Here is a 23,456-nt window from a genome sequence, read left to right as displayed (position 1 = left end):
TTCTGAAAAATCTACAATATAAGTAATAACATCCGTTTCACCGAGATACATGATATGTAATCTGACATAAAATGAACTCAGATCGGAAAGGAGGCCTGGTTTCTGCTTCGGGCCCATAGCCAAACGCCGCTTCCGAAAGCAACCTTACGAAACCAGGGAGCCGCGATGTCCAAACCAATCAATCTCGTCACAACCCCCTATGATCCTCATCCTTTTTTTGACGAAATGTTTTTGAATGCTTACGCAGTCAGGGGCCACTACCAGCATGTATTCCGCCAGTTCATGGCGATGAAAGATGGCCATCTAAGCAAGAGGCAGTCCGCCACGATGAAGCGCATGATGGAAGAAGGCATAACCTTCACCCTGTATAGCCCGGATCAAACCGAAGCCTTAGAGAGAACCATTCCTTTCGATCCTATTCCCCGGATCATCCCCAAGGATGAATGGCTCAAACTGGAACGGGGGCTTCGCCAACGCGTTAAGGCGCTCAATCTTTTTCTCAAAGACATTTATCACAATCAGGAAATTTTGAAAGAAGGCATTATTCCACGAAAAATGGTGCTCGCCAATCGGTATTTCCGGCCAGAAATGATGCGTCTTTCTGTTCCTAACGACGTCTATGTGACGGTCTCCGGCATCGATTTGATTCGCGATGAGCATGGCGAGTACTTCGTTCTTGAGGATAATCTTCGTTCTCCTTCCGGTTTCTCTTATTTATACAAAAGTCGTTCCATCATGACACATTTATTTCCCGATCTGGTGTTCAGCCACAGCATCCAAGATATCGAGCAAAGCTTGAATGTTTTTTTATCCGCTTTGCGGAGGTTAAGTCCCCGTGGCAAAACGGATCCAGTTATCGGGCTGTTAACGCCTGGCTGCTACAACTCCGCCTATTTCGAGCATACCTTCCTCGCGCAGCAAATGGGCATAGAATTAGTAGAAGGACACGATCTGGTCGTCATCGATCACAAAGTATACATTCGCGGCATGAACGGCCTTCGCCAAATTGATGTTATTTATCGACGCATCGATGATGATTTCCTGGATCCCCTCGCTTTCAACCCCACTTCTATGCTGGGCGTAGCCGGCATTATGAACGCCTATCGCGCAGGCAACATCAATATCGTGAATGCTCCAGGAACAGGGGTTGCAGACGATAAAGCCATCTACGCTTACGTGCCGGAAATGATTCGCTACTATCTGAATGAGGAGCCCATTCTGAACAACGTGCCCACTTACGTGTTGTCCAGACCCGATGAAAGAGAGTATGTGCTTCAACATCTAAACGAAATGGTTGTCAAAGAGACCTCTCTCTCGGGCGGTTATGGCATGCTAATCGGCCCATCTGCTTCAGAGGGCGAGATAGCTGAATTTGCCCAAAAGATTAAAGAAGATCCTGATCGGTATATCGCTCAACCAACCATTCAGCTTTCGCGAGCTCCGGTGATGCTGGACGGGCGAATGGCGCCTCGCCATATCGATCTGCGCGCTTTTGTCATTTCAGGCGAAAACACCCAAGTCATACCTGGAGGACTCACACGCGTAGCACTCAAAGAAGGATCACTAGTCGTAAACTCTTCACAAGGCGGGGGCTGCAAAGACACATGGGTCGTTAATTAAACGAGTTACAAGGTTAGATAGGAGGCGAGCGAACATGGTAATGATGGGGCGTACAGCGGAAGCATTGTTTTGGATCGGTCGATATGCGGAACGGACAGAAAACCATGCGCGTTTAATTGATGTGTACTACCACATTCGCGAGGAGAAGGAAAGCGGCAGCGGCCATTCCTGGAGTCGGCTAATTGACACGATTGGAGACCGCGCCTTATTCTCGGAAATCTACGGCAGTTTCACCGAGCAGAACGTCCTGCACTACATTACACTGGACAAAAATAACGCCAACTCCTTACTCGCATGCATGAACCATGCCCGTTCCAACCTACGTAACATTCGGGAGAAAATGCCAGGAGAGCTCTGGGACATCATGAACGGCTTATACTTATGGATCAAAGAAAAAGAAGTCCGCGATATTACATCGGACTCCCCGCATCTGTTCTACCGCTTCATTCGCGATACGCTGTCCATGTTTCAAGGTGCGGCCATTTCAGTAATGCCTAGAGAAAACGAGTGGTTTTTCGTTGAAGCAGGGCGCTATCTGGAGCGTGCCGAAAATCTGCTTCGCTTGCTCCAATCGCTATCCAATGATTACGCTAGGGAGGAACTTTGCTCATACCCTCTTATGCTTTCCGTATTGAAGTCTGTGAGCGGTTATGAAGCCTATCGGCGCGAGTATGCCGATACAGTGAACTTAGGCCATATTGTTAAATTCCTCATGCTGAATGAAACCTTTCCTCGCTCAGTCAGCTATTCATTCAGCCAACTCGAAACCTCGCTTCGTTCCATAGAGGAGGAAGATCCTGCTTTGAATGCAGCCGTCCAGAAGCTCGCAAAATTGGCGGGTAAAGTAAAAGCCAACCTCAATTGCATGGATGAAGAGGACATTTTATCCGGGAAGCTTGAAATGACCATCAACACACTGCTAGAATCGTGCAGCCATCTGGGCACAAGGATGTCGAAGATCTTTTTTCCCTCCCGAGAGGAGGTCAGCGCATGAAGCTCGAGATCACGCATATCACACGCTACGCTTACGAGGATACCGTGCAGGACAGTGTCAATGAAATCCGTTTGACGCCCAGCACCAACTACCGCCAGTCCTGCTATCATCACGTCATTGTAACCGATCCGGTTTCTTCGCTGTTTACGTATGAAGACTTTTTTCACAATCGCGTACATGCATTTACCGTCGACAACATGCATCGCGAGCTAACGATTAAGATGGTGTCCACCGTCGTGACGCATGATAATGACAATACGCCCTCCGCCGGCACTTCGCCTTACGAGGGGAAGGAGCATCGCTTCAGCGACGCTTTCCAGAATCAATACGCCGAATATTTGCTGCCCACCAGCTATACCGAACTGACGCTAGAAATCAAGGCGTATTCAGATGCCATTTCCGATGATGGGCTTAGCCTATATGAGCTGCTGCGTCATATTTACAAGACGGTTCATCGCGATTTCACTTACGATCCTATGGCTACTTCTGTTCAGACAACGGTAGGTGAAATGCTTCATATTAAGCGCGGAGTGTGCCAGGATTACTCTCACTTCATGATCGCGATTTGCCGTGACAAGGGCATTCCGGCCCGTTATGTCAGCGGCTACCATTTCGTAGGCGATCTGCAGGGAGGCAGCGCTGATTTCACGCAAGCCTCACACGCTTGGGTGGAATGTCTCATTCCCGGGACCGGCTGGTTCGGCTATGACCCGACGAACAATTGCGAAGTCAATTGGCGTTACGTCAAGCTGGGGCACGGACGCGACTATAACGATATCGTCCCTGTCAAAGGTGTATATCGCGGAACCGGCAAACAAGATCTTGAAGTCATTGTCGATGTTCGATTAATCGAATAAGTCTGCCGCCCGCCTCTTCAATCCCCAAATTTACCAAGTAAATAAAAGGGATTCCAGTTTATATGTGGAATATAATGAAGAGGGCATGTTCATGTTCCAAGATCAGGGATGAACGAGGAGGGGGAAAACGGATGAAATCGACAGGAATTGTAAGAAAAGTGGATGAATTAGGACGAATCGTGCTCCCGATTGAACTTCGACGTACTTTGCATATCGATATCGGAGACGCGATCGAAGTATATGTGGATCCGGATCGCATTACACTGAAAAAGTATATGCCAGCCTGTATTTTTTGTGGAAATTTTGAAAATATGACCTACTTCAAAGGAAAGCTAGTGTGCAATAGCTGCGTTGAAGAGATTGAAGTAGGATGATTGTAAAAAAGCCTCTGTCCCCGAAGCTGTTGACGAACAGCTCCCCGGAACAGAGGCTTATTTCATTTAATTGAACTTATTTCACAGCTACTTCCACTTGCTTCGGACGGTATACGGATAGCAAATTCCCTTGGAGATCGGCAGCGAACATCACCGTACGCTCGCTTTCAAGCTCGAAGGCGTAGCTTTTGCCAGTCACCGGATCTTTCACTTCAACCTGCGTATCCACGCTGTACTCGGAAACAAAGATATACAACGCGCCGCTTTCAAAAGTCAGCTTGCGGCCATACAGGCCCGGCAACGCGCCGCCTTGCACCCACTCCAGCTCGGCTTCCACGCCAGCCTGCTGCAAAGCATAAGCATACAGCGCTTGTAACGTATCGCCGCGCTCGTTTAGTTCGACCGGCAGCGGGCACCAGATGAGCTGGCCTTGACCAAGCTCGTAGCGCTCCACCGCGCCAACTTGCGCGCTTACGGAACTGCCGCTGCTGGAACCGCCGGACAAGGTGATTTCCTTGTTCAATTGAGCAATGCGCACACCGCCGAACGATACCTGATACAGCTTGCCGCTTAGCGCCATGACTTCCTCGCGAAGCACATTGCTCAGCACGGTTTCGCCCGTGATCTCGTTCAGTCTCTCCACAGGTGTCCAGTACTCATTTAAACCGAGAGGCCCTGTAAAGAGAAGCGTTCCCCCATTCGTGCGCACATGTGCAATCAGCTTTTCTAACGCCCCATCGCTAAAGTTATGCGCGCTCGGGACGATAATCAGCTTCGGATGATCATGATCCAACGCATCCAAGTGGTACTCGCCCAGACCGCGGAAAGACACGTTCATTTCATGAGCCAGTGTGCGCGCCAGTTTAGCCGTAGCATCGCTCGCCACTTTCCTCGTGGAGAAATCGTTGGAATACGGGAAAATCGCCACAACTTCTTCCAACTGTCTGCCTACGAACAGATCGCGAATACTGCCCATGAAAGCGCCAAAGTCATAAGAAACATCAGCTTCCGGCTTTTCTGTCCCGTCCGCACGCAGCGCGCCGATATGCGACTCATTAATATTGTTCATATAGAAATTAATATTCCAAATCCACTGAATAGCCCCCGCACCACCGGTCGAGAATGCATACGCATATTTGCGTTCCAAAATATTGCGAAGCTCCTGCTCCGAGCGTTTCGCCCGGCCATCAGGCGTCTCTACATACATGATACCCGTTTCCTGAATGACGTTAGGCTTATCCGGCGCTTTGGAGAAAACGCCGTCCCACACAAGTTGGTCCATCAACCACCAGGAATGGACCGTCGTATAGTCCACCGCCTCTGCATAGAAGAACGGCGATGGCCGCTGGTCAGCTAATCCTTCATCTTGACCAACCGTTGCCAGCTGCTTGGGATTGTAGCTGCGGATCGTCGCGATCAATTCATGCGCCCAACGATTATGCATATCCATCGTAAACAACGTGTAATCGAGCCACGGGCCGCCCTTTTTCTCAACTGACTCCGTTGTGTTCATATTCACTTCCGACTTGTCGGGAAGACGGACACTTGCGAAATTCGGCAGCTCGCCCGGCGTCATATTCCAACGCTCCTGCAGCTTGCGAATCGTGCCATGACGCTGCTCTAACCAAGCAACGAACGCCTCATGCTCGAACTTGTCATGCGCCGATTGCGGTCCCGCGAAAGGCTTTTTCGGATTAAACATTGACGGTTCATTAATCAAATCCCAATGAATGTTCGTCGTTTCAACGTGTCTGGACACAACAGCCGCGATAAAGCGTTTCTGCGCTTCCACACTGCGCGGATCCAGATAAGGGTTGACGCCTTCCCATAATTCCGGCGTAAACGCGAAGAAATTGAATGTCACTTCAATATTATGCCTTTTGCAAGTCAGAATGAAGGCATCGATTGCTCTTAGCACTTCCTCGTACGGATGCCCATCGACGAACATCACTTGACGCCAGGCCGACCAAATGCCAGTACGGATCAGATTAATGCCCGCTTTGGCCATTTGCGCAACATCGCGGTCCCAGACCGAGACGTTTGGCAGGAACAGAAATTTCCGCGCCACATCACTTGTCATATAAGTCATGCCAACGATCGGCAGCGGCCGCCCGTCTTTGATGAAATAGTCGCGATCGCAGGACATCGGCTCCCCTTCTCGGAGCAGTTCCGCATCATAGCCCCAGAAGCCTTGGCGGAACACGCGCGTTTCGCCAGTATTGGCTGTCGCTGTACATACAGCGGTATAATAACCAGCTTCCAAATCTACTGCCACCAGCATTTTTTTATACGTGAGTTCTCGGGACGCATTCATTTGAAATTCAGTGGACCAGATAGGCGCTCCACCATCTTCCTTGTTCACTTGTACACTGAACGTCCATGTTGCATTCGGAGAGATGAAACCATCTCGGGACGCCAAAGTTTGCAGCTGAACAGTTAACGCCGCACGATCTCCCGGATCGTAACAAGCATAGTTAGGCTTGAACCAGATCTCGGTAACGCCTCGGGCTGTGAATGCGGCGAGCTCAGCAATCAAGGAAACGCCGCCTTGCGACCAGAACGTATCGTCTGTGACGAGGTTCGCAAGAATCCAGCGGCCGCCAGCAAAAGCTCCCTTCGTGTTCTCAATCAGAATAATTGGAGCGGCGACTTCACGCCCTTCGCTCGAAATTCCCTTGAGCAGCGCGGTAATATGCGCATCCATCGGGCCGCTAGATCCCATTTGGTCAGGCTGGTCATCAGCACGAGTTACGTGCAAAACAAGGCCCACTGTCGGCTGAATGTTCAGAGTGGCTTCTTTGCCAAGCAACAAGGGCACTTCCGCATTCGCTGCATAATGAGCAATTGGTGCCGGATCAACAGGCAATACTTCGTGGATTTGCAACTGCTGATGGTAACCGGTTTGCTCGGCTTCCAACTGCCAGCCGTCTTGGCCAGCATGAACAGGAACCTTGAATGGCGCGCTGCCAATATGGATAAGCCCTTTTCCACGGTTCACATGTGCAAGAATGCCCTGCCAGGCTTCTTTAGGGAAATAACGGCCATGCAGGTGAATAAAGGTACTTGCCCCGCTCAGCGCCTCTTCCAGTTCGTAAGCTGTCACGACACGACCGATTTGTTCCAGTTCTTTCAATTGGCTGTTATCTGGACGTATACCTTCAAAAGGAAAGCTCGGATCGTAAAAAATAATGAATTCGTTCATGTTCATCCTCCATATCGAGATGTTGGTTTCGTTTTGTTAGTTTTGTTTGGCTAACAAATAGTAATTATTCACCTAATGTAATCACTTTTACTGATTAGGTCAATGCTATTTTTCGAAAAATTATTGACACCCCATATCTTGACATCTATATCAATCTAATCGACAATTAATTCGTTAGCTTTGTTATGTAGATCTAAAGACGAAGAAGGTGACTATGATGAGTAAGAAAATATCGATGCAGACGATTGCCGACCGACTCGGATTGTCCAAATATACCGTTTCCCAAGCTTTATCCGGTAAAACCGGCGTTAGCGATGAAAATCGTTTGCGCATTGAAGAGGCAGCCCGTACGCTAGGCTATAAAGTAAAGGCTTCCCGTTCCCCCGACCAGACTGCACTTCCAGCAGCTAAAGATAAACATTCGCACGAGCCTGAGATATCGCCCTATATCCTCGTCTGGATCCAAACAATGTATCAACAGGACAATTCATTCTGGAGCAAAGTTCTCGCTGGCATCGCGACTGCAAGCAAGGAACTGGGGTATGAGCACCTGATTGTACCTGTTCCCTTTAGCCACAATCACCAACTGCAAATACCGACTTATGTCAATAAGGCGCACTGCGTTGGCCATATTTTAGCGGGAAAATTCCCGTCCCTATCCATCATTTCATTAAACCAAACCGGGTTGCCCGTTGTATTGATTGACCATTACGAGCCCCTTGTTGATATTGATTGCGTACTGAACAATAACATGGACTCCGGCAAAATGGCTTGCCAGCGACTACTGGCCGCCGGCTGCAAACGAATCATTTTCGTAGGCGACGACTCTTTTGCCGTCAGCTTCAAAGAGCGTTGGCTAGGGTGCCGATTAGCCATGGAGGATATGGCGGGCTCGCTCGATGAAATTTCCTTTAAAAAATGGAATGTTCCTTATTCCCAGCCTCACATGATTGCAAGCTTGGAGCGGAAAGTGGCCACCCTCTCGCCCGATACTGTGCCTGATGGCATCATTTGCGCGAACGACCACTTAGCTCTGGATCTTATCCCCCTCCTAAAGCGCAGAGGCTTTGGCATCCCCGAGCAAATCAGGATATTGGGTTTCGACAATATCGACGCTGCCGCTTATGCGCATCCACCGCTCAGCACAATCGAGCTTGCGAAAGAATCCCTCGGAATCCGAGCGGTAGAGACTCTTCTGTATCGAATGCAGCATCCCGGCAGACAGGCTGAGAAAATTTTGCTCACTTCCCGCTTCATTGGACGCGATTCCGGTTAACCTTACTTTCTCCTTGATAAGGGAGATCATGTATCCCGTCAAACAAAAAAAAGAGCCTGACGTTCACATTGAACGCCTGGCTCCTCACTTTATTTTACAAATAGGATAATCCAATCGATACCAGAATCCCTGCCACAGCGATCCAAAACAAGTACGAACGATACAGTCTTCGTAAGCTCTTATCTTGTTTATCCATGATGGATTTCTTCCTGGCGCTGCTCCTTGAATTGCTCCCTTGTTCTTCTCCGTCTATTTCATCATTAACTTGCGAACGCCAGTTAACGAACTGAAAACCAATACCGCTAATAACCACGGATATCATCAATAAGATTAACGATCCCATAAATAGCTTGTCTGAGATGGATTGAAGCATTCACGATTTACCTCGCTGTCCACGTATAATAAGTCATTTTATTATACTTTAGGCACACTTACAATGTCTTCTGACCGGGCTTCCAATTCGCTGGACACAACCCGCCGGCTTGAAGCGCTTGAAGCACACGCAGCGTCTCATCCACAGAGCGCCCTACGTTCATATCCGTTACAACCTGATAGCGCAAAACGCCTTCCGGATCAATAATAAACAATCCGCGGTGCGCAGCTCCGGTTTCATCATCCAGCACGCCATACGCATGTGCCGTTTCTTTGGAAAAGTCGCTGACCAAAGGGAACTTGACTTGACCGATCCCGTTCTGCTCGCGCGGTGTTTGCGTCCAAGCTCTATGCGTATAAACACTGTCCACGGAAGCGCCGACAATCTCAGTATCCAACTCTAGAAACTGCTCGTAACTATCGCTGAAGGCCGTAATTTCAGTTGGACAAACGAAGGTGAAGTCGAACGGCCAGAAGAAGAAAACGAGCCATTTTCCACGGTAATCTTCCAGCGAAATTTTTTCTTCCAAAGTCTCCATATTTTTCGTTGAAAGCAGGGAGAAGGAAGGTGCAGGTTGTCCTATTTTAGCAAATGGATAGGTTTGTTGCAGCGTTGTTTGTGTCATCATTTCGTTTCCTTTCTTATCCGATTTTTTAATAAATCTCTATATTAGCTAGCGACTTCAGCTAAAGCTTTTTTCAATTTCGTAACATTAAGGCCTAGAATTTTGTGCTCGCCGATGACCGTTACAGGCAATGACATGAGCCCCATATCGTGAAGTTCTTGTCCGAATTGATCGTTCAGATCTATATTTCTTTCTTCATAAGCGACGTTCTGTTCGGTTAAATATTTCTTCAACTGTTGGCAATAAGGGCAATTTGTACTGGAATAAACAACTACATTAGACATAGCTTCATCTCCTAATCGGGTATGTTAGATTATTTGTACTGCGGAATTAATTGAGCGCGCTTGTTGATAAATTTGTCGACCGCCATCGCCGCGATAGCGCCATCTGCCGCCGCGACTACAGCCTGCTTAACAGGTGTGCGTCTAACTTCCCCCGCTCCAAAAACGCCAGCAACCTGGGATTGCATGGAACTGTCAAGGATCATGAAGCCTTCTTCGTCCAGCGGTACTTGATCCTGAAGGAAATCCGTTCCAGGCTTGCTGCCTGACAGGAATACGAAGACCCCGTCTACCGCCAACACGTCCTCGGCACCTGCCGCTGTGCGAATTTTCAGCCCTTTAACCTGCTGATCCCCCACGACTTCCAGCGCTTTTGTTTTGTAAAGCAGCTCTGTATTTAGCAGCTCAGGCACATGATGAACACCTTGAAGTTCAGGACGCGGAACAACGAAGTAAATTTTTTCTGTGAACTTAGCGAGCGCCTGCGCTTCTTCCAGCGCTTCCTCCGAATCGCCAATTACCGCGACCGTCTTTCCTTCAAAGAAAGCACCATCACAGGTTGCACATGTGCTAACCCCGCGCCCCATCAGATTTTCTTCCCCTGGCAGCATCCGGTTGCGGCCTTTGGAGCCTGTCGCGATAATGATGGACTTACCTTCATATATCCCATCAGCGGTGAAAACGTATTTGGTATCGCCTTCCACATCCACAGCGGTAATCGTCGTTTGAACGAATTCGGCGCCAAAGCCCTTGGCCTGATCACGCATCGTGTCCAGCAGATCTTTGCCAGATAGCTCCCCAATAACACCAGGGTAGTTAGCAATTTTATGTGTAATCGCGAGTGCGCCTGTGTTAGGGGCTTTATCGATGACCAGTGTTTTTAAATTGCCTCTTGCTGTATAAATCGCAGCGGAAGCACCCGCAGGGCCTGCGCCAACAATAATGACATCGTACATGTTTGCTCACCTTCCTTTCATTTCATCATCAAACTGAGAATATCTATCAGATAATAATTATTATAATTAAGATCTTAAATAAAGTCAATCCTTTTTTATAATAATTATAAATAAGATAACTCCCTTTTGCTTCATGTCGAATTGAAAATAAAAAAAGCCTCTCAATATTGAGAAGCCTTCCTGCTTAAAACAGAGCAGAAACTGCATGCAAATTGTTACCCATAGTAGGGATAAGGGCACGGGTATTGATAAGGCGGAAATGGGCATGGGTACGGATAATAAGGATACACCGGATAAGGCTGATTATACACATAAGGAGTAGTCACAACCAAAGGAAATAAATCTACATTATGACCGTGAAAGTGACCATGGCCGTGGCCAAAGTGTCCAGGGCCAAATCCGGGACCGCCGTGGCCAAATCCATGGCCAGGTCCTCCTAGGCCGCCGTGTCCAAACCCGCCGGGTCCTCCTAGGCCGCCCGGACCTCCATGGCCAAACCCGCCTGGACCGTGCCCGCCACCAACAGGCGGCCGGAATTCTTGATCTTCTAGTTTTGTCATCTTCGTAATCACTCACATTTCTGTATGGGTTATTTGCCTAATATACTGTATGTGTGCTAGTGCCTAGTTGGTGAATACGATTTTTGAAAATGGGCATTTATCCCGCCTCATCTCCTTGGTCCGTTCCACAGATCACTGAGTCCGACGAAAAAAACAACGATCGTCGTACTAACAATAAACCTCAAATCCCATGAGTTCGGAAACTCATTCATTTGAATACCCGAAGCTCTAAGGATTAGCACAAACAACAACAAAAGCAGATCAAATAACATACAGTAAGCCATACGCGCGGAAAGTTTATGGAGGGGAAGCTTATCTAAGATTTTGCCAAAACCAAACAAGTCTATTAATTTCCGGGGCTCATTGGAAGGTTTCTGGGGGGAATTCTTCTCCTGCTGATCAGCTGCCCGTTTTTGATCTTCCGACATCTTTTTTTCCACTCAGCAGTTGGGATTCTTCTGCATCCAACCATATGAGAATGGCCATAGCGATACTGCCGCCCATTATGAATACCCCCCCCAGAGGTGACAGCAAGTTCACCTGCCAGGTCATCACATACGATAGAAATCCAACAATTATTAAAAGAAAAGAACCCGTTTTCTTCATCTTACTTCCTAACCTCATAACCTGATCCTCCCCTGCATTAAGATGTATTAGTATATGAGAGATTCATAGAGTCGGTGATAGAAAAAAAGACCTCATCCCGCATAGGAATGCGTAACGTGATCAGGCTTTTTCAACGGACCCCTGGTGCGCTCGGAGAGAAGCAGGAAGTCTTGCTCAAAGCAAGAAAAACCGTCAGGGAAAACATCCTGACGGTCCTTTTGCGTGTAAACCCATACAAGGCTTCTTTTGCGATGTATTTTGTTTCAGCGTACAATTACGGGGCAGTCTAAAACTTTTTCAAAAGATGACGATTTTTCGATACATAAACCTGCGGCATCGATCTATTTTCTTGACACTCGACATAAAGTTGTTGTTTGTTGTCGCCGGATGACAAGAACTTGATCCCATTCCCGTTCAAGATCGCTTTCTTTTTGTTTTACAAAATGAAGAAGAGGCTGTACCTCTGACATTTTAATGACTTATGGGACAGCCTCTTTCAACTATTTAACTTACTATTTTTTCAATGCTTTCACAATCACCGTTACTGCTTCAGCGCGTGTAGCATTCGCATTAGGCTTGAAGGCCCCATTCTCGTAGCCGTTCACAATGCTGTTTGCCACAGCCGAAGCCACTGAAGCTTTGGCCCAATCGGAAATTTCCGCACTGTCTGCAAATGTTTTATTGCTAGAAGCTGCCGGGAGCTTAGCCGCTTTTGCGATCATGACTGCCATTTGCTCACGGGTAATCAAGTCGTCAGGTCCGAACGTGCTTACGCTGTACCCCGAGACGATCTCATAGGCCGCTGCCGTTTCGATGGATTTCTTCGCCCAATGGTTAGCGGTGTCCGCAAATCCTTTCCCGCTTTTCTCCTGCAGCTTGAACGCTTTGACAAGAACGGATGCAAATTCCGCGCGGGTGATGCTTTTCTCAGGACTGAACGTTCCTTTTGGATATCCATCAATGGCGCCCGACTTGATAAGCTCGCGGATGTTAGTTTCCGCCCAGTGTCCTTTAATGTCGGAAAGCTCTAAAGAAGCAGGTTCAGCCCCCTGTGTGGAAGACTGCCCTTTATTCTTCGCCAGAATGGCAAACTTCGTAAAATGCTTCACCGACCCGGTAACGATTGCTTGATCCGCATCGACCTTAGGATTATCCAGTTCCATCCATTTTTCCGATGATTCATCAAACCAATAAATCGATACCGTTGATTTTGCTAAATCCGTCTTTGTTTTATCAAACGGCAGCGTGATCGTAACGTCTTTAGTAAACTCGCCTTCGGCGTCTTTCTTTATTTCAAACACGTCGCTTACCAGCTTAAAGGTCGAATCTTTAACGAGATCTGCCGTGTTTGTTACTTTTTCTACAGTAACTTTGGCGTCTGACTTCATTGCACCCGCAGGAATAGCGATTTTAGCTCCGTTCAGTTCGACGGTACCGCCGGCTGAGGCTGTAATGGCGAGGCCGGAGGTAGCGGAAGAAGTGCCGCTGCCGCTGCTGTGGTAATCACTTTGGCTATTGCTAGATGTATAGCTGACAAATTGAGTAAAGTGCTTGGTCCAAATAACCAGGTCGCTGCCTACGTCGATTTTAGCCTCGCCGCCAGCCGCAATCTCTTTATCTGCAGCTTCTTGGGAATCCGCGCTTACCGTGTTCGTGATCGGAGTGAAAATACCGCTGCGTATAAATCCGGCCTTTTTCCCCGCCTGGTTCGGAATAAGCAGCCTTACCGCTTTATCGAAGGTCAGCGTGACGTTCGGTGAACCAATCTCGATGACCGCTGCAACCGTTCCATTATTGACTGTTACGCTGTTGTTAGGCAGAACTTCCGGCAACTTAATTGTTCCGTCCCAATTTAAAGGAGCGGTTATTGTAGCTCCGTTCGGGATTTTGACGCTAACGTCGCCGATAGAAGTGATTGCCTTCACTTCCACGGATGGCACCGTAGCCTGTTTGTTGCTTCCATATGTAGCCGTTGTAACTTGTACACTTGTTCCAGTCACTCCAGATGGAACGACAATGTTCACCGGACTGCCCGACAGTTGAATCTTCTCGCCCGTTGTTATCGAAGCCGGCGCAACAATCTCGCGGATACGTCCTTCCGATACATAATCGATCGGTCCTTGATGATTTTTCACAAATTTCACGGTTGCCTGCAAATCTTCCGGTCCTTGCAACGCATTTTTGCCAAGTGTATGCATTTTGATGTATCTCGCGTCATTGCTTGTGTACATAAAGCTGTTTACGACAAGCGTGTACGTGCCGTTCGCCGGAATCGGCGTTCCGTCAGGGAACGTCAAATCGATCACTTTGCGCTTCGTTCCGACTTGCGTCCACGTATACCGGAATCCACCCACGTGGGAATCCGGTCCGTACATCGGGTTCGTACCGAGCTGCGCCTCAACGATTTCCTTGAGCTCTGCTCCGGTCACCTCGACCCTGATGAGTGTGTTGCTGAAAGGTTGAATCGAGAACAGCTCTTCCCACGTGATCGAACCTTCATTGAGCGGTGCCCGTACGCCGCCGCCGTTCATCATGGCGAAGTCCGCGTTCAATTCGGCTTTCATCGCATCGGCGATCAGGTTACCTAATGGGAAGTCGTTGTTTATACCCGTTCCTTTACCCGGATAGTTTTGTACCATAGCATTGACGTTCGTACCGACGATTTCTTTCAGCTTCGGGCCTGCTTTCACATTGTAATCATCGATAATTGTTTGTACGTCAGTATCAGGTGTAACCGTCCGGAAGTTGTATAGGATTTGCCCCTTTTTCGAAACAACATCGCCTGTCGTACGGTCGATTTCCAGATCGACATCCATCAACGCTTTGCTGTATTCCCAAGCAGCGACGACCAGCTTGCCGTCGATTGTCGTGTTAACCCGCTTATGGTTATGCGCCGCAAAAATGACATCAATTTCATCATCGACCTTATTGGCTAGGTCTACGGCTTCGCCCGTGAAAGATCCGTTTGTCCCTTGATCCGCGCTCATATGTGCAAGAACTACGATCGTTTTGACGCCTTAAGCTTTCAGTTCGGCGGCCGCTTCGTTCACCGCTTCCACAGCATCCGTAAATTCAAGATCTTGAATGCCTGTCGGGATGACGATATGCGGCGTTTCTTCGGTGACGACGCCGATAAATCCGATTTTGGTTCCGGCAACTTCTTTTACCGCGTAAGGAGGTAGCGCATGCTCATGGTTCGCTTTAAACTTGACGTTGGCTCCGAGAATCGGGTACTTCATCCCTGTGTAATTTGGAGAGCCTGTGCCGTCGACATGTGCTCCGCCTTGAATCAAGCGGATCAGCTCAGCCGTTCCTTCGTCGAACTCATGGTTGCCTACAGCGCCGACATCGAAGCCGATTTCATTCAATACCTCAATCGTCGGCTCGTCATGGAACAACGCAGATAACGGCGGACTTGCTCCCACCATATCTCCAGAGTGAAGCATGAGGGTATTCGGATTCTCCGCTTTTTTCGCATTGATATATGTCGCCATGTACTGCATGCCGCCGAGATCTTTGTCCTTCTTGGTGTCGCCGTCCAGGTCTTCATTGATGCCGGAGTCTTTTTCATTAAACTTGGAGTCGATGTTGCCATGCAGGTCACTCGTCGCCAGCAATTGAACCTTGATGTTTTGCGAGTTGACATTCAGTGTATAACTTCCGTTTATCGCTCCATAAGTTGCCGTAATTACGGTTTGACCTTCGTTTTTCGCGGTGATTTGGCCGCTCGTGCTGCCGATTTCAGCCACCGCTGTATTGCTGCTCGTAAAGGTGACTCCCGAAGAGGAAGTAAGTTTCATGCCGCCATAGGTCGCTTCTGCAACCGAGGTTTCACCGACGATCAAGCTGGTTGGGCCGCTGAGCGTCACTACATCTAATTGCAGCACGGCAATCGTGCCGCCAACCTCGTTCGCGACCAAGAGCAATGGGAATCCGGTCGGGCTTTCCGACGCCGGAATGAAATCAAGTCCTTCCGGTCCGGTGTCGGTGGCCAGAGTGTCCTTCGGCGTCCACTTTCGTGTATTGATATAATTTGCGAAAACAGGATGTTCCGGATTCGTGACATCATATGTCATCACACCGCCAGTCCGCTCCAATCCGATAAATGCGAACACTTTATTTCCGACTTTCCCGACAGTGACATATTCCGGCTCAGGCCCTTTCTTGGGGCTGCGGTCATCCTTAGTCGTCTTGCTGTTGCTGGCGTTGAAGTTATCAGGCAGGCGCTCGGCCGTAATCGATTCAAAGTCATTCCCGCTGTCATAAACCTGACGCATCGTTTCCGCATTCCAAACAGAGAACGATCTTCCGCCATACAGATAAACGTTATCGGTACCCATATCTCCGGCTACCGTTACTTTGTCGTACGTCGTTTTTCCGTTCAGGAATTTTGCGGCCGCTGAATTCGTATTGAGGCTTCCTTTGAGATCGCCGATGCTCGAGCCATTCTTTCTTCCGCTCCAATCCGTCTCATCGCCTTCGTTAGCCGTGAATAAATACGTGGTGCTTCCCACCTTGTATGCAGCTACACCGTCCGGCATATACATCCCGTAGAAAGGAACATTTTCCAGCTTGAATTGCCCGTCGTTCACGAGGTCCAAAGAATTGCTGGACTTTCTAAAATCTTTGTAACCAAGTCCCTTGACGGAAATCAAAGATTTCGTGGACATGTTGATCGCCGCAATCGCATTATTTTCCTGCAAACTGACGTAAGCGATCGATTCGTCACCGGACAATGCAATATACTCCGGCTCCAGATCCGTAACAGCATCCGCCTTTGAACCGCTGCCGGTCACTAGACCCGTAGTAGAATCGGATGCGCCACGAATATGAACGAGATTATCGATGAGTTCTGGCTTGTCGAATTTAACATGGGTTACCGAATCATTTTGAGTATCCACGATGGTCACGCTGCCCTGCGGATCCATGCCCGCAACTCGCGGCTCGCCCTCGTCGGCAGTCAGTATGTAGCGCCCGTCGGAAGTAAACTTGACCATGTCGGGCTGTACGCCGGCTTCATAGGTTTTCAAGAGATTGCCGTCGTAATCGAGCACCATGATTTTACCGTTTTTTGCCGAATCCAGCTCTTGTACCGCTAAGGCAATCTTATCGGTAGCCGTATTGACGTCAACGCTTGTAAGATCCCCGTACTGGAATCCGTTGGTTTCAGCGAGCGCTCCAATATTAATCGATTTTTCCTTTGTTAAAGTGCCCCCGGCCGAAGTTAAAGGTACAATTTCTAATGTTTTAATTACACCGTTAACCAAGTAAAACTTGCCGTTGTCCTTGTTGTACTTGACGATTTCCGCCACGCCGCCATCTTTGTTCGTTTTACCTACCGAATAGTTGGCGATCTTCGTGATGTTTAGCGTGTCCGGCTTGGAATAAGTGCTTGAGCTGACTGTTGCGCTGGCAGCTGAAGCCCCAACAGTATCCGATGCGTTCGCCGTTATCGGCATACTGGTGATCATCGCTCCAACCATGTTCGCAACGACGAGACCTGAAATCAGTCTTTTATATTTCTGCTTCAACGTTTAATCAGTCCTCTACTATAAATTCTATTGCTATCTAGCATTTTATAGTAGAAATGTAATTCAAATATTTTCCTTTTACTAAGATATTGTAAAAAAATCCCTATTCATTCCACTAAAAAAGCCGAGGGATTATTCCCTAGGCTTTCGGATACATGTATCAATCGCAAGTCGAGTCTAGCGTCTCGGCGGCAAGGTCTTCAATAAAATCAGCGGCATTGCCGATTATGCGTATATGTTTGTGTCGTAAAACGATTATGCGCGTATGTTTGTGCCATGACTTCGCGCCACAAACATATGTGCTTTGTGTTTCCAATTAATTAAGTCGTAGACTGAACAATAAAGTACTAGATTTAGATAATAAAGTTGTAGACTGACGCGACTTGTTCCAAAACAGCATGACTCTCTTTCGAATATACCAGTCGATTTTGTTCAGGAAGATGTCGGCAAAGCTGTCCATCGCGTAGTAATTTCTCCACCCCTGAATTTTAGGGTTAAGTTCCTCTTTCATTTTGCTCATTGTCCAGTACAGTCGATTACGTGGCTCGGTGACTTCCTTTACCTTCTCCTTCATCTTCTTCATGGCTTTCTTCGAGGGGTAGCTTCGCAAAATGTGGTAATCTACTCCATAGAAAGTCGAATCCCACATTGCCATTCCACAGATAGATAAGCTTCGACTTCGACGTGTTCATTTGTAGTTCAAACTTGCCGAATACTGCTTTCAAAACGTTGATTGATTCTAAGGCATGATCCTTGGTTTTGCATAGGATGACGAGGTCGTCCGCATAGCGGACTAGTGTACCAAGTTCAGTGAATTTGTTTTCCCAGTTCGTGTCGAGATAATTCAGATAGATGTTTGCAAGCAACGGACTAATGACGCCGCCCTGTGGACTTCCAAGGTCAGTTTCGTAGAACTGATCATCTTTTACGAAGCCTGCCTTCAACCATTTCCGGATGAGCTTGAGTATTCTTCTGTCGCTTACTCGTTGCTCCACAAGCTTCATCAACTTCTCATGCGAAATGTTTTCAAAATACCCAGAAATATCCACATTTACTACCCAGTAAACACCTTTTCTCACGGCACGCAGAATGTGACGGATTGCTCCTCTAATATCCCGTTTTGGACGGAATCCATAGGAGCATTCCTTGAATTCCGTTTCAAAAATCGGCTCGAGCACCAGCTTCGTTGCTATTTGCACAACGCGATCACGGATAGCGGGAATTCCGAGCGGGCGAGGTTTTCCGTTTGTGCCTAGCTTGGCTAGGCGCGCATCTGTCAAGAAAAAAGCCTAGCGGCGTCCTTGGTATAGACCATATATGGCGAAAGGGAGTGGATTGGGAATGGGGTTCCAACCGCTATCGCTTCTCTACCCCACACCCATCCCCTCGTCTGTGCTACTCAGTGCTGCCTTCCACTTCTCTTCTCCCTTATCTGTCTTCCATTCGGTATTCCTGTCCATGAACACCCCTGCAAGTTTCCGGGTACATTTCACCTCCGCAAGCTTCACAAGAGAGTGGAGGAGGAGGTACTCCGGACCTCACATGCCCCATACACAGCGATATTGACGGAACTACGAAGCCTTATTCCACGGTAACGTCCCTTTCCTCCCCCTGAAGAGGAACTAGGGTGCGTTAAATGAGCGAAAATCGTGCCGAAAACCCAACATTTCCTGTTCATAACGCACGGTAGTTTCGCGAAACGTCCCTGCAACCGAAAACACCGCCTCTTAACGCACCTACGTTCCGCTCACCCATGCAAAATAGACGATCCATCGTAGATCGAGGCGGTATGGGGTGATCCAAACCGCGGTGGCACCTAAGTTCTGTGAAGGATTCAAACATTCTATTAAAAGAGCCATGGATTCCCATCCATGGCCTTAGACACTCACACTATTTTATCTGTTCAAAAGGCTCCCCACATAACGCAGCAGTTCATTCGCGCATACCGGGCAGTAACCGTGCTCATCGATTAATTGCTTCGTAACGTCATTGATTTTCTTCAGCTGCTTCTCGTCCGGCGTTTTCGTTGAGGTCGTAATCTTCACAATATCCTTCAAATCGGCAAACAGCTTCTTCTCAATCGCTTCACGCAGCCGTTCATGGCTGCTGTAATCGAATTTCCGGCCTTTGCGGGAATACGAAGAGATGCGAATTAAAATTTCTTCGCGGAACGCTTTCTTCGCATTTTCCGAGATGCCGATTTGCTCCTCGATCGAACGCATCAGCCGCTCATCCGGATCCATTTCCTCACCGGTTAACGGGTCTTTGATTTTACCCCAGTTACAGTAGGCTTCAATGTTATCCAAATAGTTGTCAAACAACGTTTTGGCTGACTCTTCGAACGAATATACGAAAGCTTTCTGCACTTCTTTCTTCGCAATATCATCGTATTCCTTACGGGCTACGGAGATGAAATTGAGATAGCGTTCCCGCTCATCCTTCGTGATCGACGGATGCTGATCCAACCCATCTTTCAGAGCGCGCAGCACATCCAACGCGTTAATACACTGAAGATCCTGACGGATCAAAGCGCTGGAAATCCGGTTTATGACATACCGGGGGTCAATGCCGCTCATGCCTTCCTCGATAAATTCATTTTGCATTTCCTTAAGATCAGCTTCTTTATAGCCTTCCACGACCTCACCGTCGTACATGCGCATTTTTTTGACTAAATCCATCCCTTGTTTCTTCGTTTCCTTCAAACGGGTAAGAATGGAGAAAATAGCCGCCACCCGCAAGGCGTGCGGAGCGCTATGAATATGCGACATATCGCTCTGGCCAATGAGCTTGTAATAAATTTTCTCCTCATCCGACACCCGCAGATTATACGGGATTGGCATGACGATCATCCGCGATTGCAATGCTTCGTTCTTTTTGTTCGCGATGAACGATTTGTATTCCGTCTCATTCGTATGAGCTATAATGAGTTCATCTGCGCTTATCAAGGCAAAGCGTCCCGCTTTAAAGTTGCCTTCTTGCGTCAAGGAAAGCAAATTCCACAGGAATTTCTCGTCGCATTTCAGCATTTCCTGAAATTCCATGATGCCGCGGTTCGCTTTATTCAGCTCACCATCGAAACGATACGCGCGCGGGTCCGATTCCGAACCGAATTCGGTGATCGTAGAGAAATCTATACTTCCCGTCAAATCGGCAATATCCTGAGATTTGGGATCGGACGGGGAGAAAGTACCGATGCCGATACGCGCTTCTTCAGAAACAAGCACACGCTCAACGAGCACATCTTCTATACAGCCGTTATACTCCGTTTTAAGGCGCATTTGACAGGAAGGACACAGGGTTCCTTCAATTCGAACGCCAAGCTCCCGCTCAACCTCAGAACGAAGCTCCCCAGGAATCAAATGTAGCGGATCCTCATGCATCGGGCAACCTTTAATCGCATAAACGGCCCCTAAATCGGATTTGGAGAATTGCTCCAACCCGCGTTTCAGCATGGTCACAATCGTTGACTTTCCTCCGCTGACAGGACCCATCAGCAGCAAAATGCGCTTACGAACATCCAATCGACGAGCGGCGGAGTGAAAGTATTCTTCTACAAGCTTTTCAATGGCGCGATCAAGGCCGAAAATTTCTTGATTGAAAAATTTGTAGGACTTGTGGCCGCTTTGATCATTAATGCCTTGCGAAGCAATCATTTCATATACTCTTGAGTGCGCGGTTTTCGCGAGGCCAGGATGTTTACGAACCAACTCTATGTACTCCGCGAACGTACCGTTCCAGGCTAGTAGTTCCTTCTCCGTACGATGCTCCGTAATTCTTTTGAATATGTCCATGGGTACCTCCTTTCACTGCCGCCTCTCAAAATCAGGTCAGCTCGTGATGGTGAATTGTGTATTACAATCCTATGCACCCATGGAGGATAAGTTTCCCGAAATTTTTATGTCAAATGGATTTCAATAGGACCTTCCAGCAGACGCTGTAAGCGTAAGATCGTAAACCGGTTGCGGACGAACAGCGCATCCTGCAAAGAAGCTTCCAGCAGCTCCGGCTCCACGCCAAGCTGCCCGGTCGTGACAGGACCCTGCACAGCCTTGAGCCAAGCGCTCAGCTGTTCCGGCGCAGGAACCGCGCGGGCGATGGCCTGCACATCGTCCCAGCGCTCAGCGATGCGCGCCTTCAGCTTGCGCGCATCAATGCCCTTGGCATCCGCCGGGAAGTTCTCGGCGATGACCTGCTCCGCCATGTCCCCATAAGCTTGCCGGATGCGCAGCGCATCCGACTGCTCGCTGGGGACCGCGGTTTGCGCGAGGCGCCTCTCGGCCTCGCCGGCCGTAAGCCCCAGCAGCGCCTCATAGCGCTGCGCCATCAGAACGGTCGCGACGCCGACCTTCGCGCCGTGCAGCAGCGCCCTGCGGCGCTGCTGCAGTAGCACCATCTCCCAATAGTGGGAGAGATGGTGCTCAGCCCCTGAGGCCGGCCGGGAATGGCCGACCAGGAGCATGGAGAGGCCGGATAAAATCAGGCCTTCCATAAGCTTGCGCATGCCGAGATCCGTGCGCTGCGCGATCTCGTCCACATGGGCCGTGCACAAGTCCACGGCCTCCAGGGTCAAGCGAGCGCTCAGCTCGCAGTAATGCTCGTCAAGCAGCACGCGGCCGAGCGCCCAGTCGGCGAGGGACGTGTGCTTGCCGAGCATATCGCCAAGACCGGCGGCGATCATGGCCTGCGGCGCCTCTGCGAGCAGCGCAAGATCAGCGAAGATTGCCTCGGGCGAGCTGGCGGGGATCGTCTGTTTGAAGCCGCGAACGATGAGCGGCGCCCCCACGGAAGCGAAGCCGTCGACGGACGGCGCCGTCGGCACGGACAAGAACGGGCGCTTCGTCCGATGGCTGACGAACCGGACAATATCGTGGACGGTGCCCGCTCCCACGGCCACGAGCGCTTGCGACGACAGCGGCGTGTCGAGCAGTACCTGCACGATCGCCTCCTCATCGGCGGCAACCTCTCCCAGCGTGTTCTCGCGAATCACGCTGACCGACACGTGCACTTGCGCAGCCTCCAGCAGTCCGCGCAAGTGCAAGCCAGCCGCTTGCTGCGTCCTCTGGTCCGCAACAAGAGTTACATGGCTGTAGCCGGCTTCCTTCACATAGCCGGCTGCAGCCTCTATAGCGCCTCGCTCGATAACGATGCGACGAATCGGAACCTCATGCTTGTGGCCGCAAGCACAATTGAAGCTCTGGCCCAGCCATTCATCCAAAACAGAATGCTCCTGAGTAGCATTCTTCATTTGCTCTTGTAAGTTATCACGGTTTTGATTCGACATTCTGCTTGCCCTCCTACGACTTCGTGCGTACTTTCCTTTCTTAAATTAACATGTACGTACAAGTTAGTTTCTCCCCCTATTCTAACAAAAGCTATGCTATAATGATACAAATTCTGATTACTAAGCAATGTAGATAGGGGAAGCAGAAGGGACATGCCCATCCAAACCGAAACGGAGCTGTATGCGCCGATTAAACAATATTTTGAACAGCAGGGCTATACGGTTCGAGGTGAAGTCAAGCACTGCGATTTAGTTGCCATTCGCGGTGAGGAGCCTCCTGTCGTTGTTGAGTTGAAGAAGAGCTTCAACATCCCGCTTCTTGTACAGGGCATTGACCGGCTCCGCTTGACCCAGCAGGTATATGTCGCATTTGAGCTCCCGAACAAAGGCCGCGCTCCGCACCGGCTCCAGTGGGAGGACATACGGCGCTTATGCAGGATGCTTGGCCTCGGTATCCTAACCGTTCAGTTCTATAAACGCAAAAAGCCCGCAGTCGATGTCGTCTGCGAGCCTATCCCTTATACCTTGCGCTCGAACAAGCGCGCTGCCTTGCAAGTCGTGCATGAATTTCATGAACGCAGCGGCGACTATAATGTCGGCGGCAGTTCGCAGCAGAAGTTAATGACGGCTTATCGCGAGAAGTCGCTTCACTGTGTCCATCTCCTTCGTGAGCATGGACCGCTAAGCCCTCGTCAACTGCGAGCGTTCACAGGCAACAAAGCCGTTAGCTCACTGCTGCAAAAAAACTACTATCACTGGTTCATACGGCAAAGCCGCGGCATTTACCATCTTACACCTTCAGGCGAGCAAGCATTGGCGGAATACGCCCATGTGGTAGCCGCATTTCCGCCAACAGAATCCCCGGTTGCGACTCAGCCTGGAACCGCTTCAACCCCTCAACTGCCCACTTCCCTGTAGCT

The 23,456-nt window shown here is 49.1% G+C and carries 19 protein-coding genes; 6 read left to right on the top strand and 13 right to left on the bottom strand.

The annotated features are described in order from the left end of the window. Window positions 1-165 precede the first annotated feature (165 nt). The 4 genes from ABRS97_RS03210 (at window position 166) to ABRS97_RS03195 (ending at window position 3,845) form a co-directional block, all read left to right on the top strand. Window positions 166-1,620 carry a circularly permuted type 2 ATP-grasp protein gene (locus tag ABRS97_RS03210; protein ID WP_367811462.1) on the top strand — a complete coding sequence of 485 codons (1,455 nt, stop codon included), beginning with the start codon at window positions 166-168 and terminating at the stop codon, window positions 1,618-1,620. Window positions 1,621-1,654: 34 nt separating this feature from the next. Beyond that, a complete protein-coding gene (locus ABRS97_RS03205) occupies window positions 1,655-2,614 on the top strand; it encodes an alpha-E domain-containing protein (protein WP_367811461.1) in 960 nt (319 codons plus the stop codon). Then, window positions 2,611-3,471: a transglutaminase family protein gene (locus ABRS97_RS03200; RefSeq protein ID WP_367811460.1), complete on the top strand. Its 861-nt coding sequence runs from the start codon at window positions 2,611-2,613 to the stop codon at window positions 3,469-3,471. The genes ABRS97_RS03205 and ABRS97_RS03200 overlap by 4 nt, the downstream gene beginning before the upstream one ends. 131 nt (window positions 3,472-3,602) lie before the next feature. After that, window positions 3,603-3,845, top strand: a complete 243-nt coding sequence (locus tag ABRS97_RS03195) for an AbrB/MazE/SpoVT family DNA-binding domain-containing protein (protein ID WP_367811459.1) — start codon at window positions 3,603-3,605, stop codon at window positions 3,843-3,845. 76 nt (window positions 3,846-3,921) lie between these two features. On the opposite strand, the gene ABRS97_RS03190 is transcribed toward ABRS97_RS03195, so the two are convergent. Then, a complete protein-coding gene (locus tag ABRS97_RS03190; protein ID WP_367811458.1) occupies window positions 3,922-7,047 on the bottom strand; it encodes a beta-galactosidase in 3,126 nt (1,041 codons plus the stop codon). Window positions 7,048-7,264: 217 nt separating this feature from the next. Here ABRS97_RS03190 and ABRS97_RS03185 point away from each other — a divergent pair, with 217 nt between their 5' ends. Next, on the top strand, window positions 7,265-8,323 hold the full coding sequence (locus tag ABRS97_RS03185) for a LacI family DNA-binding transcriptional regulator (protein WP_367859102.1): 1,059 nt from the start codon (window positions 7,265-7,267) through the stop codon (window positions 8,321-8,323). Window positions 8,324-8,417: 94 nt separating this feature from the next. Here ABRS97_RS03185 and ABRS97_RS03180 read toward each other — a convergent pair whose 3' ends face one another. From ABRS97_RS03180 to ABRS97_RS03125, 12 genes are all read right to left on the bottom strand, one after another. Then, a complete protein-coding gene (locus tag ABRS97_RS03180) occupies window positions 8,418-8,696 on the bottom strand; it encodes a hypothetical protein (RefSeq protein WP_367811456.1) in 279 nt (92 codons plus the stop codon). 58 nt (window positions 8,697-8,754) lie between these two features. Continuing rightward, entirely contained in the window at window positions 8,755-9,324 is a 570-nt protein-coding gene (locus ABRS97_RS03175; protein ID WP_367811455.1) for a peroxiredoxin, read from the bottom strand. A gap of 41 nt (window positions 9,325-9,365) precedes the next feature. Beyond that, window positions 9,366-9,605, bottom strand: a complete 240-nt coding sequence (locus ABRS97_RS03170) for a glutaredoxin family protein (protein WP_367811454.1) — start codon at window positions 9,603-9,605, stop codon at window positions 9,366-9,368. A gap of 29 nt (window positions 9,606-9,634) precedes the next feature. Continuing rightward, window positions 9,635-10,558 (bottom strand): NAD(P)/FAD-dependent oxidoreductase, encoded by a 924-nt coding sequence (locus tag ABRS97_RS03165; RefSeq protein ID WP_367811453.1) that lies wholly within the window; start codon window positions 10,556-10,558, stop codon window positions 9,635-9,637. A 215-nt stretch (window positions 10,559-10,773) separates the two neighbouring features. After that, window positions 10,774-11,118 (bottom strand): hypothetical protein, encoded by a 345-nt coding sequence (locus ABRS97_RS03160; RefSeq protein ID WP_367811452.1) that lies wholly within the window; start codon window positions 11,116-11,118, stop codon window positions 10,774-10,776. Between the two features lie 399 nt (window positions 11,119-11,517). Then, a complete protein-coding gene (locus ABRS97_RS03155; RefSeq protein WP_367811451.1) occupies window positions 11,518-11,742 on the bottom strand; it encodes a hypothetical protein in 225 nt (74 codons plus the stop codon). 494 nt (window positions 11,743-12,236) lie between these two features. Beyond that, window positions 12,237-14,711, bottom strand: coding sequence for an S-layer homology domain-containing protein (locus tag ABRS97_RS03150; protein WP_367811450.1), 2,475 nt, complete (start codon window positions 14,709-14,711; stop codon window positions 12,237-12,239). 30 nt (window positions 14,712-14,741) lie between these two features. Beyond that, the gene (locus ABRS97_RS03145; RefSeq protein WP_367811449.1) at window positions 14,742-17,255 is read right to left on the bottom strand and encodes a choice-of-anchor I family protein; all 2,514 of its coding nucleotides are present in this window, start codon (window positions 17,253-17,255) and stop codon (window positions 14,742-14,744) included. Between the two features lie 316 nt (window positions 17,256-17,571). After that, a complete protein-coding gene (locus ABRS97_RS03140; RefSeq protein WP_367811448.1) occupies window positions 17,572-17,829 on the bottom strand; it encodes a group II intron maturase-specific domain-containing protein in 258 nt (85 codons plus the stop codon). Then, complete coding sequence (locus ABRS97_RS03135; RefSeq protein WP_367811447.1) at window positions 17,792-18,535, bottom strand: reverse transcriptase domain-containing protein; 744 nt, start codon at window positions 18,533-18,535, stop codon at window positions 17,792-17,794. Before ABRS97_RS03135 ends, ABRS97_RS03140 begins: the two co-directional genes overlap by 38 nt. A gap of 615 nt (window positions 18,536-19,150) precedes the next feature. Beyond that, a complete protein-coding gene (locus ABRS97_RS03130; protein WP_367811446.1) occupies window positions 19,151-21,046 on the bottom strand; it encodes a PrkA family serine protein kinase in 1,896 nt (631 codons plus the stop codon). 104 nt (window positions 21,047-21,150) lie between these two features. After that, a complete protein-coding gene (locus ABRS97_RS03125; protein WP_367811445.1) occupies window positions 21,151-22,536 on the bottom strand; it encodes a sn-glycerol-1-phosphate dehydrogenase in 1,386 nt (461 codons plus the stop codon). Between the two features lie 153 nt (window positions 22,537-22,689). Here ABRS97_RS03125 and ABRS97_RS03120 point away from each other — a divergent pair, with 153 nt between their 5' ends. Beyond that, complete coding sequence (locus ABRS97_RS03120) at window positions 22,690-23,454, top strand: DUF2161 domain-containing phosphodiesterase (protein WP_367811444.1); 765 nt, start codon at window positions 22,690-22,692, stop codon at window positions 23,452-23,454. The last annotated feature ends 2 nt before the right edge of the window (window positions 23,455-23,456 follow it).

It is taken from the genome of Paenibacillus tabacirhizosphaerae (assembly GCF_040812395.1).
In the GTDB taxonomy this organism is placed as follows: Bacteria; Bacillota; Bacilli; order Paenibacillales; family NBRC-103111; genus Paenibacillus_E.
The sequence above is the reverse complement of the archived record's forward strand: the minus strand, read 5'-3'. Positions and strand labels throughout refer to the sequence as shown.

What these genes read in the sequence shown, in the direction of transcription:
- ABRS97_RS03210 (WP_367811462.1), top strand. Translation starts at nt 166, where the DNA reads ATGTCCAAACCAATCAATCTCGTCACAACCCCCTATGATCCTCATCCT.
- ABRS97_RS03205 (WP_367811461.1), top strand. Translation starts at nt 1,655, where the DNA reads ATGGTAATGATGGGGCGTACAGCGGAAGCATTGTTTTGGATCGGTCGA.
- ABRS97_RS03200 (WP_367811460.1), top strand. Translation starts at nt 2,611, where the DNA reads ATGAAGCTCGAGATCACGCATATCACACGCTACGCTTACGAGGATACC.
- ABRS97_RS03195 (WP_367811459.1), top strand. Translation starts at nt 3,603, where the DNA reads ATGAAATCGACAGGAATTGTAAGAAAAGTGGATGAATTAGGACGAATC.
- ABRS97_RS03190 (WP_367811458.1), bottom strand. Translation starts at nt 7,047, where the DNA reads ATGAACGAATTCATTATTTTTTACGATCCGAGCTTTCCTTTTGAAGGT.
- ABRS97_RS03185 (WP_367859102.1), top strand. Translation starts at nt 7,265, where the DNA reads ATGAGTAAGAAAATATCGATGCAGACGATTGCCGACCGACTCGGATTG.
- ABRS97_RS03180 (WP_367811456.1), bottom strand. Translation starts at nt 8,696, where the DNA reads ATGCTTCAATCCATCTCAGACAAGCTATTTATGGGATCGTTAATCTTA.
- ABRS97_RS03175 (WP_367811455.1), bottom strand. Translation starts at nt 9,324, where the DNA reads ATGATGACACAAACAACGCTGCAACAAACCTATCCATTTGCTAAAATA.
- ABRS97_RS03170 (WP_367811454.1), bottom strand. Translation starts at nt 9,605, where the DNA reads ATGTCTAATGTAGTTGTTTATTCCAGTACAAATTGCCCTTATTGCCAA.
- ABRS97_RS03165 (WP_367811453.1), bottom strand. Translation starts at nt 10,558, where the DNA reads ATGTACGATGTCATTATTGTTGGCGCAGGCCCTGCGGGTGCTTCCGCT.
- ABRS97_RS03160 (WP_367811452.1), bottom strand. Translation starts at nt 11,118, where the DNA reads ATGACAAAACTAGAAGATCAAGAATTCCGGCCGCCTGTTGGTGGCGGG.
- ABRS97_RS03155 (WP_367811451.1), bottom strand. Translation starts at nt 11,742, where the DNA reads ATGAGGTTAGGAAGTAAGATGAAGAAAACGGGTTCTTTTCTTTTAATA.
- ABRS97_RS03150 (WP_367811450.1), bottom strand. Translation starts at nt 14,711, where the DNA reads ATGAGCGCGGATCAAGGGACAAACGGATCTTTCACGGGCGAAGCCGTA.
- ABRS97_RS03140 (WP_367811448.1), bottom strand. Translation starts at nt 17,829, where the DNA reads ATGAAGGAGAAGGTAAAGGAAGTCACCGAGCCACGTAATCGACTGTAC.
- ABRS97_RS03130 (WP_367811446.1), bottom strand. Translation starts at nt 21,046, where the DNA reads ATGGACATATTCAAAAGAATTACGGAGCATCGTACGGAGAAGGAACTA.
- ABRS97_RS03125 (WP_367811445.1), bottom strand. Translation starts at nt 22,536, where the DNA reads ATGTCGAATCAAAACCGTGATAACTTACAAGAGCAAATGAAGAATGCT.
- ABRS97_RS03120 (WP_367811444.1), top strand. Translation starts at nt 22,690, where the DNA reads ATGCCCATCCAAACCGAAACGGAGCTGTATGCGCCGATTAAACAATAT.